General features: G+C 58.8%; 11 protein-coding genes and 1 other RNA gene (1 of these 12 cut by a window edge). 2 read left to right on the top strand and 10 right to left on the bottom strand.

From position 1 onward, the window contains the following. The 3 genes from rnpB to pyrC all read right to left on the bottom strand — a co-directional run. An RNA gene (gene rnpB, locus GSQ93_RS19310) (RNase P RNA component class A) lies at nucleotides 1-72 on the bottom strand; it reaches 395 nt to the left of the window's first position. A gap of 61 nt (nucleotides 73-133) precedes the next feature. Continuing rightward, a complete protein-coding gene (locus tag GSQ93_RS19305) occupies nucleotides 134-928 on the bottom strand; it encodes a DUF3025 domain-containing protein (protein ID WP_254073943.1) in 795 nt (264 codons plus the stop codon). 147 nt (nucleotides 929-1075) lie between these two features. Next, a complete protein-coding gene (gene pyrC, locus GSQ93_RS19300) occupies nucleotides 1076-2155 on the bottom strand; it encodes a dihydroorotase (protein ID WP_158937248.1) in 1080 nt (359 codons plus the stop codon). Nucleotides 2156-2528: 373 nt separating this feature from the next. On the opposite strand from pyrC, the gene GSQ93_RS19295 reads away from it, so the two are divergent. Then, nucleotides 2529-3431, top strand: a complete 903-nt coding sequence (locus GSQ93_RS19295; RefSeq protein WP_158937247.1) for a class II glutamine amidotransferase — start codon at nucleotides 2529-2531, stop codon at nucleotides 3429-3431. Between the two features lie 103 nt (nucleotides 3432-3534). Beyond that, nucleotides 3535-3888 carry a YegP family protein gene (locus tag GSQ93_RS19290; protein WP_158937246.1) on the top strand — a complete coding sequence of 118 codons (354 nt, stop codon included), beginning with the start codon at nucleotides 3535-3537 and terminating at the stop codon, nucleotides 3886-3888. A gap of 137 nt (nucleotides 3889-4025) precedes the next feature. Here GSQ93_RS19290 and GSQ93_RS19285 read toward each other — a convergent pair whose 3' ends face one another. The 7 genes from GSQ93_RS19285 to GSQ93_RS19255 all read right to left on the bottom strand — a co-directional run bounded on the left by GSQ93_RS19285 (nucleotide 4026) and on the right by GSQ93_RS19255 (nucleotide 12047). Continuing rightward, nucleotides 4026-4751, bottom strand: coding sequence for an amino acid ABC transporter ATP-binding protein (locus GSQ93_RS19285; protein WP_158937245.1), 726 nt, complete (start codon nucleotides 4749-4751; stop codon nucleotides 4026-4028). Further along, nucleotides 4748-5425 carry a glutamate/aspartate ABC transporter permease GltK gene (gene gltK, locus GSQ93_RS19280; RefSeq protein WP_158937244.1) on the bottom strand — a complete coding sequence of 226 codons (678 nt, stop codon included), beginning with the start codon at nucleotides 5423-5425 and terminating at the stop codon, nucleotides 4748-4750. The genes GSQ93_RS19285 and gltK overlap by 4 nt, the downstream gene beginning before the upstream one ends. Then, on the bottom strand, nucleotides 5425-6165 hold the full coding sequence (locus GSQ93_RS19275) for an amino acid ABC transporter permease (protein ID WP_158937243.1): 741 nt from the start codon (nucleotides 6163-6165) through the stop codon (nucleotides 5425-5427). Before GSQ93_RS19275 ends, gltK begins: the two co-directional genes overlap by 1 nt. A 69-nt stretch (nucleotides 6166-6234) precedes the next feature. Beyond that, nucleotides 6235-7128, bottom strand: a complete 894-nt coding sequence (locus tag GSQ93_RS19270; protein ID WP_158937242.1) for a glutamate/aspartate ABC transporter substrate-binding protein — start codon at nucleotides 7126-7128, stop codon at nucleotides 6235-6237. A gap of 284 nt (nucleotides 7129-7412) precedes the next feature. Further along, nucleotides 7413-8735 (bottom strand): Glu/Leu/Phe/Val dehydrogenase, encoded by a 1323-nt coding sequence (locus tag GSQ93_RS19265; RefSeq protein ID WP_158937241.1) that lies wholly within the window; start codon nucleotides 8733-8735, stop codon nucleotides 7413-7415. A 109-nt stretch (nucleotides 8736-8844) separates the two neighbouring features. Further along, nucleotides 8845-9813, bottom strand: coding sequence for a LysR family transcriptional regulator (locus tag GSQ93_RS19260; protein WP_158937240.1), 969 nt, complete (start codon nucleotides 9811-9813; stop codon nucleotides 8845-8847). Between the two features lie 338 nt (nucleotides 9814-10151). Further along, nucleotides 10152-12047 carry an ABC transporter ATP-binding protein/permease gene (locus GSQ93_RS19255; RefSeq protein WP_158937239.1) on the bottom strand — a complete coding sequence of 632 codons (1896 nt, stop codon included), beginning with the start codon at nucleotides 12045-12047 and terminating at the stop codon, nucleotides 10152-10154. Nucleotides 12048-12071: the final 24 nt, after the last annotated feature.

Genomic DNA, 12071 nt, shown 5'->3' with positions numbered 1-12071 from the left:
CCTGGTGGAGTCCGGACTTTCCTCGCCCTCTCCGGCCGAAACCGGATCAGCCGCGACTGCCTAGCCTACTTTGCGGGGCTGATTTTAGCATGAGGGATCGTGCGGACTTGCGGCTGCGGGCTCATAACGAAGGCTAAGTGCGCGATCGGCGGCCGGATCGGAAGACCTGGGGGTCATCGTAGAAAGATGAGGCTTCGTTTTCAGGCCACCAGCCCGGCACGCCCAGCACCGGCAGTGGCGTGAAATATCGGCTGGAAATGGCTTCGCTGTTTAGCCGTTCAGACACGGCAAGGTCGAGGATCGCGCGGCGCCTGGAATCGGTGGCGGAGAAATACGCCGGCTCGACTTCCACGATCCACGCGTGCCCCGTGCACGCCTTGTACGGGGCGACGAGCTTTTCCAGCAGCGCATGGCCGAAGATGCGCGCCTCGCATCGATGGCCCCAGGCTGCGCGTTGTTCGACGAGCAACGTGCGCCAGTCGAAGGCTCGAAGTGCAGCGACGAGCGACGCGTCTGCGCAGGCAAAGAGAATCGCGTTTTCATCGAAGAGTGTTAGCGCGTCGCGCGCTGCACCTCGTGTGGGACCGATGCCGAGCGCATCGATTTCCGCAGCCTGCCGCGCATTCAGCGCCGCCTTGATGCGTGGATACTGGAACCAGATCGCGCCGTTGAAGAAATCGTGGAGGTTGTAGCGCGTGGGCACGCACCCGGTCTCGGCGATATGCCCTTCATACGACGCGCCCGCCGGCAAATCGTCCTGCGCGATGAACGACAGCGGCTTGCCGCGTCCCGTTACGCGCGGTTCGGTGTGTGCGTCGACGGTAAGAGTGGAAAGATAGGCTGAGTAGCTAGTTAGTGCGGACTGGCGCCAGCGCTCGCCACGCTCGGCGAGTGGCGCAAGCCACGGGCGGGACCAGTCGATATCCATAAAGGGACGCGCCGCGAGGGTATCGGTTAGCGCCGACGCCGCTTCCGCGTTTTGAGGTTTCAGTGAATTTTCCCGGTCGGACATGCGAGTCGCTCGAGAGGCGCGGGGTTTTGCGCTCGGACCTGCTCAAGCGCGCCCCGGCAACCGTCATTCCATGCGCCAGCCAATCGATTCGCCGCCGCCCAGCGGCACGATCTCATCACCGCCCGCCATGAATTCCGCCGGCAGCGTCCAGGGCTCGCGACGCAGCGTCACGCTCTCTGTCGAGCGCGGCAAACCGTAAAAGTCCGCGCCGTGGAAACTCGCGAAACCTTCGAGGCGATCGAGCGCACCAGCCTGATCGAAGGCTTGCGTGTAGAGCTCCATCGCATGCAGCGCCGTGTAGCAACCCGCGCAGCCGCAAGCGTGCTCCTTCAGCCCCTTCGCGTGCGGTGCGCTGTCCGTGCCGAGGAAAAAGCGCGGATTACCCGACGTAGCCGCCGCGAGCAGCGCCACGCGATGCGTCTCGCGCTTGAGCACCGGCAAGCAGTAGTAATGCGGCCGGATTCCGCCGACAAACAACGCGTTGCGGTTGTACAGCAGATGATGCGCGGTCAGCGTGGCACCGGTCGGGCCGTCGGCATCGCGGACGTAATGGGCGGCGTCCTTCGTCGTGATGTGCTCGAACACGACCTTCAGCGCGGGAAAATCGCGGCGCAATGGCGTCATCACGCGATCGATAAACACCTTCTCGCGATCGAACATATCGATGGCCGGGTCGGTCACTTCGCCATGCACGAGCAGCGGCAGGTCGTGCTTTTGCATCGCCTCCAGCGTCTTTGCGCACTTCGCGATGCTCGTGACACCGGCGTCCGAGTTGGTCGTAGCGCCGGCCGGATAAAGCTTTACGCCGTGGACAAAACCGCTTTCGCGGGCGAGACGAATTTCGTCGGGCGGGGTGTTGTCGGTGAGATAAAGCGTCATCAGCGGCTCGAAACGCGCACCGGGCCCGTCTTTCGGCAACGCGGCCAGAATCCGCTCGCGATACGCCGCCGCCATCTCGGTCGTTGTCACGGGCGGCCGCAGGTTCGGCATGATGATCGCGCGGCCAAACTGCCGCGCCGTGTGCGGCAGGACAGCGGCGAGCACGGCGCCGTCGCGCACGTGCAAATGCCAGTCGTCGGGACGCGCAAGCGTAACGGAGTCGATGGAAGAGGCGGACGAGGCGGAAGGCGTGGGAGCGGACATTGGCGTGATAGCGATGAAAATAATCGGATGACGAAGACGCAGGGACTGTGACGGCCGCGAAACCAAAAAAGCATAAACGCGCACGGGAAACACAAGCGAGACTGAAGCACCTGCAAGCGGCGCAGCTTCGCCATGAATATCGGCCGGCTGGATCAGTGAATCAAGCGACTCGTGCTTAATAACATAGCTAACCCGCCGTAGCTCCTAACCCAATCGGTCAGTATTTCTCCCGCGTGCCGGCCATACCGTGGAAATTCCACAACGATCCACCCGCGGTCGATAGCCGCGATTTTTTGGCGGTTTCGTCGGTGCTATGCTTTGGCTACCCGTATTGTAACGGTTAGCTCCATTCACCCAGCCTGCAGCCTCAGCAATGTGCCAACTTCTCGGAATGAACTGCGCGGAACCAACGGACGTGACTTTCTCGTTCACCGGTTTCGCGGCGCGTGGCGGCGTTACCGACCATCACGCGGACGGCTGGGGCATTGCGTTCTTTGAAGACAAGGCGTGCCGCCTTTTCATCGATCACCAGTCGTCGGCCAGTTCACCGCTCGCCGAAATGGTAAAGCGTTATCCGATCAAGTCGAAAAACACGATCGCGCATATCCGCAAGGCCACGCAGGGCCACATCCTGCTTGAGAATTGCCATCCGTTCATGCGCGAGTTGTGGGGACGGCACTGGATTTTCGCGCACAACGGCGACCTGAAAGATTTCAAGCCCTGCCTGAACGGACAATATCAACCGGTCGGCACCACCGACAGCGAGCTGGCGTTCTGCGCTTTACTGCAAGGTCTGCGACGCGAATTTCCCGGCTGCCAGCCACCGCTGGACGAACTGTTCGCGGCGCTGGAAAAGCTGACGCGCGAGATCACGCAATTTGGTGTATTCAACTTTCTGATGTCGAACGGGCAGGCGCTGTTCACCCATTGCTCCACGCACCTGTATTACCTCGTGCGCAGCTGGCCGTTCTCCACGGCGCATTTGATCGACGCCGACATGTCGATCGATTTCGCGAAGTACACCACGCCGGAAGATCGCGTTGCGGTGATCGCCACCTCGCCGCTCACCGACGATGAAATCTGGACGCGTTTCGCGCCCGGCGACCTCGCGTTGTTCCAGCACGGCGCGTTGCTCAGAACGGTCAACGTCCCCGTGCCGGCCGATGTCGCGGAGAAAGCGCGCGAACCGTTGTGCAAGGTTTGTGTTGAATCGGTGCTGCGCGTTGAGGCCATTGCAACGACCGCGGATGTGGAGACCGAACTCGGGATAGAGTAAATGCGGAGTAAATGCGAAGTAAATGCGGAGTAGTTTGAAGTAGTTTCGTGGCTGAAGGATCACCTGAACTCACGCTTGTTCCACACTCCAGGGAGCTTATGCAATGTCAGGAAAATTCGTCATCGACCGTGCCCGCAACGGCCAGTTCTATTTCAACCTGCGCGCAGCCAACGGCGAACCGATCCTCAAGAGCGAGACGTATGTGACGCGGGCATCGGCCGAACATGGCATTGCGTCGGTCAAGGCGAATGCGTTGATCGACGAACGCTACGAGCGCAAGACGGATAAAAGCGGCGCGCCGTATTTCAATCTGAAGGCCGGCAATCACGAGGTTATTGGCGTGAGCGAGGCGTACAGCAGCGCAACAGCCAGGGATGCCGGCATTGAATCGCTGAAGAAAAACGCACCCGATGCCGTGACCCAAGACAACACGAAAGCAGCTTCGACCAGCCACTAGCGCTGGTCCACAAAGACAAAATGGCCGTTTCCAGCTTATGCCGGAAACGGCCATTTTTACGTCGCGTGCTTCGTTGAAACATTCGCAGCAACACGCGAGGCTGATTCGGCCTTAGCCGATCAGCCCGCATCAGACAATCAATGCAGGATCTTCGCCAAGAAGTCCTTGGCCCGATCCGACTTCGGGTTCTCAAAGAACGCGTCCTTCTTGTCGTCTTCCACGATCAAGCCCTTGTCCATGAAGATCACGCGATGCGCGACCTTCTTCGCAAAGCCCATTTCGTGGGTCACGCACATCATGGTCATGCCTTCCTGTGCGAGTTCGACCATCACGTCGAGCACTTCGTTGATCATTTCCGGATCGAGCGCGGACGTGGGTTCATCGAAGAGCATGGCGATCGGATCCATCGATAACGCCCGCGCAATCGCCACCCGCTGCTGCTGCCCACCGGAAAGCTGGCCGGGGAATTTATCGGCGTGAGTGGAAAGGCCCACGCGCTCCAGCAGCTTCAATCCCTTGGCCGTCGCTTCGTCCTTGGAGCGCCCAAGCACCTTGATCTGCGCCAGCGTCAGGTTTTGCACGATCGTCAGATGCGGGAACAATTCGAAGTGCTGGAACACCATGCCGACCTTCGCGCGCAGCTTCGACAGGTTGGTTTTCTTGTCGCCAATCGATTGCCCGTTGATCGTGATCTCGCCCTTCTGGAACGGCTCGAGTCCGTTCACGGTTTTGATCAGCGTCGATTTGCCCGAGCCCGAAGGACCGCACACCACCACGACTTCACCCTTTTTGACTTCCGTCGTGCAATCGGTGAGCACTTGAAACGGGCCATACCATTTCGAAACATTCTTGAGTGAGATCATCGAGCGACCTTTTTCTGAAGACTTTTGACAAGACCCGATGCGACCAGGCAAACCACGAAATAACAGGCGCCGGCGAACAGCACCATTTCGACGGTCGTACCGTCGCGATCGCCCACGTTCGTTGCCGTGCGGAAAAAGTCCGCGAGGCTGATCACATACACCAGCGACGTATCCTGGAACAACACGATAGCCTGCGTGAGCAGCAGCGGCACCATCGCGCGAAACGCCTGCGGCAGCACGATCAGCTTCATCGACTGCGTGTACGTCATGCCGAGCGCGAACGCGGCATTCACTTGCCCGCGCGACACCGCCTGGATCCCTGCACGGATAATCTCCGAATAATACGCGGCCTCAAACAGCGAGAACGCGACCATGGCGGAGGCTAAGCGGATATCGATTTCCGGCGATAACCCCAGCACATTTTGCAGGAATTGCGGCACGATCAAAAAGAACCACAACAGCACCATCACGAGCGGAATCGAACGAAACAGCGTGACGTACCCTTTCGCGAACCATTCGAGCGGCTTGATGCCCGAGAGGCGCAGCAGCGCGAGCACGGTGCCCCAGAGAATCCCGAACACGAGCGCGAGGATCGTGATCTTGAAGGTGATGATGGCGCCGGTCCAGAGCGTGGGCAGCGAGCCCAGCACACTGCTCCAATTGAAATGATGCATCACTTGCCTCCAATGTAGCCGGGCAGCCGAGTCTTGGCTTCGACCACTTTCATCAGTTGCATGACGATCAGATTGATCAGCATGTAGGCAAGCGTCACGGCGATAAACGACTCATACGACTGCGCGGTGTAGTCCACAAGTTGCCGCGCCTGCGCCGACAATTCGAGCAACCCGATGGTCGACGCCACGGCCGAGTTCTTGAACACGTTCAAGAATTCCGACGTAAGCGGCGGCACGATGATCCGGTACGCAACCGGCATCAGGATGTAGCGATACGTCTGCCATTCGGTGAAGCCCATGGCGAGACCGGCGGCGCGCTGTCCGCGCGGCAAGGCCGCAATGCCCGAGCGCACTTGCTCGCACACGCGTGCTCCGGTGAACAACCCGAGGCAGATGATGGATGACGAATAAAACTGCACATTCGGTGGTAACTGTTTAAACCAGTTGCCGATGGAAACGGGCAGCAACTCCGGTATCACGAGATACCAGATGAAGAATTGCACAAGCAGCGGGATATTACGAAAGATAGCGACATAACCGGTGCCAATAGCAGCCAGCTTCCTGTTGGGCACGGTGCGCATAATGCCGAACAACGAGCCGACCACGAGCGCCACGATCCATGCCGCGAGCGACACGGTAACGGTCACCCAGAAACCGGATATCAGCCAGCCGAGATAGGTGGTCGGCTCGCCGGTTGAGACGGGGCTTAGGAAAACACCCCAATTCCAGTGGTAGGACATGGACTCCCTCCAAAAGAAAACGGAAGAAGCAGCGCTCCTTCCGTTTCCATCAATCAAGCAGAACCGAAATTAATCGATTGCCTTGTCGTTCGGGTTCTTGAAAAGCGCCTTCATGTCATCGCTTTCCGGGAAGTTCAGGTTAAGACCCTTCGGCGGAATCGGACTTTCGAACCACTTCTTGTAGATCTTGTCGCCTTCGCCCGAGGTTTCTACCTTGGCGATGGCGTCGTCGACTACCTTCTTGAACTCCGGATCGTTCTTGCGCAGCATGCAGCCGTAAGCTTCACGCGATTGCGGCGTACCGACAATCACGAAATCCTGCGGATTGCTCGACTTCGCACGTTCGCCGGCCAGCAACGCGTCGTCCATCATGAACGCAACGGCGCGTCCCGTCGACAACGTCAAAAACGAGTCGCCGTGATCCTTCGCGCTGATGATGTTCATGCCCATGCTCTTGTCCTGGTTCATCTTGCGAAGCAGGCGCTCGGACGTGGTTCCAGCGGTCGTCACAACGGTCTTGCCCTTCAGGTCGGCGAAGTCCTTGATTCCCGAATCCTTCTTGGTCATCAGGCGCGTGCTGATCACGAAGATGGTGTTGGAGAACGCGACTTGTTGCTGACGTTCGAGGTTGTTCGTGGTCGAACCGCACTCGAGGTCGATCTGGTTACCCGTCACGAGCAGCAGGCGGTTTTGCGACGTAACCGACTTCTGTTGAATCTTCAGGTTCGGCATGTTGAGCTTTTCCTTGACGGCGTCGACCACCTTCAAAGCAAACTCATACGAGTAACCGATCACCTGTTGCTTGTCGTCGTAGTACGAGAACGGAATCGACGACTCGCGGAAACCCAGGTAGATGTTCCCTGAATCCTTGATCTTCTTGAGCGTATCGTTGTTTTGCGCTTGCGCACCCGATGCGAAAAGGCCCAGTGCGGCGAGCAGCAGCGCGGCTTTTTTAATCTTCATAATTTGTGATCTCCTTGGCGAAAACGGCGCAATTTTAGCAGGGTAATAAATTTGAAAGAATGAATGTTGTCCACAGTTGTTATTTTTGAGACACCCGCTCTAATGTCCGGCTGAGCGGGGTTTCAGCGCTTTCAACCGCCGTTGGTTCTGCCCTAATTTTCTTGTCTTTTATACGCGAAAAGCCCGTCGATGTCCCGAAGGACGCCGACGGGCGTTTCGATGCTGTTCAGACGTTAACGCCGCTTATGCAGACATGCGCTCGCAAACGTTTTTGATACCTGAAATCACGGATACAGGCCGCGCATTTCGCGCGCTTGCAGAATTCGCGTACACGCGACAATAAACGCCGCCGTCCGCACTGACACCGAATGCTCGCTCGCCACTTGCCACACAGCCGCAAACGCTTCGCGCATCACGCGTTCGAGTCGCTGGTTGATTTCGTCTTCAGTCCAGAAGAAGCTCGAGAAGTCCTGCACCCATTCGAAGTACGACACCGTCACACCGCCCGCATTCGCCACCACGTCGGGGATCACGAGAATGCCCTTGTCGTGGAGAATGTCGTCGGCCGCCGTTGTGGTCGGGCCGTTGGCGCCTTCCACCACGATCTTCGTCTTGATCTTCGGTGCGTTTTCTTCCGTGATCTGGCCTTCGAGTGCGGCCGGAATCAGGATATCGCTTTCAATAGTCCAGAACTCGTCCTTGCTGATTGGATCTACACCTTCAAAACCACTCACGCCGCCGTGCTTGGCCACGTGTTCGAACAACGCGACGGCATCGATACCCGACGATTTGTACAGCGAACCGGTGTGATCCTGCACCGCCACCACTTTCGCGCCGGCTTCCTGGAACAGCCGTGCAGCGATCCCGCCGACGTTACCAAAACCCTGCACGGCGATACGCGCGCCTTCGATATCGAAACCAATCCGGCGTGCCGCTTCCGAACCCACGACAAACACGCCGCGGCCGGTTGCTTCCTTGCGGCCAAGCGAACCGCCGAGCGAAATAGGCTTACCGGTGACCACGCCGGTTGCCGTCTGGCCCATGTTCATGGAGTACGTGTCCATCATCCACGCCATGATCTGTTCATTCGTGTTGACGTCCGGCGCGGGGATGTCCTGGTTCGGTCCAATGATGATCCCGATTTCACTCGTGTAACGACGGGTCAAACGTTCGAGTTCGCCACGCGACAACGTACGCGGATCGACACGAATACCGCCCTTTGCGCCGCCGTACGGCACGTTCACAGCCGCATTCTTCACCGACATCCACGCCGACAGCGCCATCACTTCGGAAAGCGTAACGTCCTGGTGATACCGCACGCCGCCCTTGCCTGGACCACGAGACATGTTGTGCTGGACCCGATAGCCTTCAAAGTGCGTGACCGTGCCGTTATCGAGTTCGATAGGGCAATCGACGATCAGGATGCGCTTCGGGCGCTTGAGCGTTTCAATCCAGCGCGACAGCGAGCCGAGATACGGCGCGACGCGATCGACCTGCTGGAGATAGTTACCCCAGGGGCCGAGATGCGTGGAATCGAGGTAGGAAGGAATGGCGTGCTGAACGACGGGAACAGCAGAAGCGGTGCGGTCTTGTTGCGGCGATGACATCGAAACCCCAGCGTTGTGTGGAATGGCTTCATTGTCGAAAATTCGGATATTGAAATCCAATGCCGTTTCATCATTGCGTTATGTTTATCTTGCATAACGTCTGTGAGGCTTATGTGGCAGGGGTTTCCACGGGCCTTGAGACCTCTTCGCCCACTGCTTCCCAAAGATTACGCATCAGGGCCTGCCGCGGATCGTCACCCTTCGACGCCATTTTGTCGCGATACAAACGGATTTCCATCGTGAGCGTGAACTGACCCGCCGGTGCTCCGCGAGTACCCCGGTCGAGCCGGATCAAGCGGCCTTCCTCGACTTCGTTGGCCACCGCGCTGTGCGGCAGGAAAGCCACGCCGTGACCGGCCAGCGCCATCGCCTTGAGACCTTCGGCCATGTCGGTTTCGTAGACCTTGTCGAGATAAAGACGCGTTGGCGATGTCGCGATGATCATCTCCGTCATGCGGCCGAGATAGGCGTTAGGCGTGTACGAGAGATACGGCGCGGGGGCATCGGCGGTAGCGGGCAAGGTATAGCGCGCGCGTCCACCTTTATTCACCGATGAGAACGGGCTGATCGGTTCGGTACCAAGCGTCAGCATGTCGTAGCGGGCGGGATCAAGCGCTACGGGATGGCTCGGATGGTGATAACCCATCACCAGGTCGCAACCACCTTCCACCAGCGACAACACGGCGTCATGCACGTTCAGCGCGCGCAAACGCGTGTTGATGCGCCCAAGCCGCGCTTCGATGTGGTGTAGCCAGCGCGGGAAATAGGTCAGCGAGAGCGTGTGCGGAACCGCGAAGTCGATGGTCGCATTGGGCACGCCGGTCTGCCCGCGCAAGAGCGTGCGCGCTTCGTGGAACTGCGACAGCATCGCGAGCGCCTGCTCGTAGAACACCTGACCGGCTTGCGTGAGGCGCGTCGGGTAGACGGAGCGGTCGATAAGATCCGTGCCCAGCCAAGCTTCGAGCGCCTGGATCCGCCGCGAGAAAGCCGGCTGCGTGATGTGCCTCAGCTCAGCGGAGCGGCTGAAACTGCGCGTCTCCGCGAGCGAGACGAAATCTTCGAGCCATTTCAGTTCCATGCGGCTCCTTCGGCCTGGTTGGGGGTGCTCCCTGAACGCTTTTACATTTTACCGTTCCGTTCGCGAGGGCTTCGTATGACAGCACGAGGCACCCGGCACCATTCTCACGCGGTTCACACACGCTCGGTGCTGCGTTGCAGCGATAGCAGAGCGTACGGTGTCTCGTTCGATCTGCCTTGAATGCGCTAACCGTCAGCGCCTGTTGGCCTTAATCCGTGGTTTGCGCCACGGATAAAGTCGCGGGGCTCAAAGCAAAAAGCGTCGATGCCCAAAGGTATCGACGCTTTTTTGTTGTGTTCCGGCAGCCTAGCCAGTCCGCTTCAAGTTGCCACGGCGTTTCAAGCCCGTGCCGACTCGCCCACCTCAACCGCATCGTTCGCACCCTCTTCCGGCTCCGCTGCCTTCTGCTGTTGCAGCGCCCACATCTGCGCAAACAGCCCTCCGGCGCGGACCAGTTCAGCATGCGTGCCGCGCTCCACAATCCTTCCGTGATCCATCACGATAATCTGCTGAGCGTGAACCACCGTCGATAACCGATGCGCAATGATCAGCGTCGTCCGTTCCTGCGCGATCAGGTCCAGCTCATGCTGAATGGCCCGTTCCGATTTCGAATCGAGCGCGGACGTGGCTTCATCGAAGATGAGAAGCGGCGGGTTCTTCAACAACGTCCGCGCGATAGACACCCGCTGCTTCTCCCCTCCCGACAACTTCAACCCGCGCTCACCAACAGGCGTCTCATACCCCGCCGGCAAACTTTCGATGAACTCATGAATATGCGCAGCCCGCGCCGCCGCGATCACTTCATCGCGTGAAGCCGATGGCCGGCCATAAGCAATGTTGTAGTAGATCGAATCGTTGAAGAGCACCGTATCCTGCGGCACGATGCCAATCGCCGCACGCAGCGAATCCTGCGCGACATCGCGGATATCCTGGCCATCCAGCAGAATCTGGCCCCCTTGCTCACGGTCGAGATCATAGAAACGAAAGAGCAGACGGCCGAGTGTCGATTTGCCCGAACCACTATGACCGACCACCGCCGTCGTAGTCCCCGCCGGAATCGTGAAATCGACGCCATGCAGGATCGGCCGCGCGCGTTCATACGAGAAGCTCACGTTCTCGAACCGGACCTCCGCGCCCTTCACGACCAGCGGCGGAGCGTTCGGCACATCCGGCACTTCACGCCCGGCGCCGAGCAAGGTGAACATGCGGTCCATATCGGTGAGACTCTGCTTGAGCTCGCGATACACCACGCCCAGAAAATTCAGCGGGATATATAACTGCAACATGAACGTGTTGATCAGCACGAGATCACCAAGCGTCAGATGCCCCGCAATAACGCCTTGCGTCGCGCGCCAAAGAATGAACACGAGCCCCGTGCCAATAATGAATTGCTGTCCGAAATTAAGTACCGACAACGACCGCTGCGAGCGAATGGCGGCCGTGCGATAGCGCCGCAGGTTTTCATCGTAACGTTGCGCTTCCCACTCTTCGTTGCCGAAATACTTCACGGTCTCGTAGTTCAACAACGAATCGATGGCACGCGAATTCGCCTTTGAATCGAGTTCGTTCATCGTGCGGCGGAAGTGCGTGCGCCATTCGGTAAGCTTGATCGTGAATACGATGTACGTCACCAGCGCGATCAACGTGACGATCGCGTAATACGCTTCGTATTTCGCGACAAAAAATCCGAGCACGAGGCCGACTTCCACGAGCGTCGGCAGGATGCTGTAAAGCGAATACGAAACAAGTTGCTGAATGCCGCGCGTGCCGCGTTCAATGTCCCGCGACATTCCGCCGGTTTGCCGGTCAAGGTGAAACCGCAGCGACAGCGAATGCAAATGCCGGAACACTTTCAGCGCGAGTTGCCGCACGGCGCTTTCGGTGACCTTCGCGAACAGCATTTCGCGCAATTCGGTGAAGAGCGACGTGGACAGGCGCACGATTGCATAAGCCACGACCAGCAGGCCCACGCCGCTCACCAGGATGATCGCAGCCGAATCCTGTGCGCGTCCGAGCGCGGTCAGATGCTGGATGGAACTGAGGCTGTCGATGACCTTTTTCATCACGATCGGCACGCCCAGATTCGCGACTTTTGCGCCGATCAGGCAGGTCAGCGCGAACGCGACGCGCCATTTGTACGTGGCCAGGTACGGCAACAGCGACAGAATGGTCTGCCAGTCGTTACGCGGACCTTTAGCGATGGGAACCGGTTCGGAGGGAGAATTGCGGCGCATGAGTCGAGGTCTGCAGAGGTCCGT

The sequence above is a fragment of the Burkholderia sp. S171 genome (genome assembly GCF_009766085.1).
Classification (GTDB): domain Bacteria; phylum Pseudomonadota; class Gammaproteobacteria; order Burkholderiales; family Burkholderiaceae; genus Caballeronia.
Note: the sequence above shows the minus strand (reverse complement) of the source record. Positions and strands in the feature narration are given on the sequence as shown.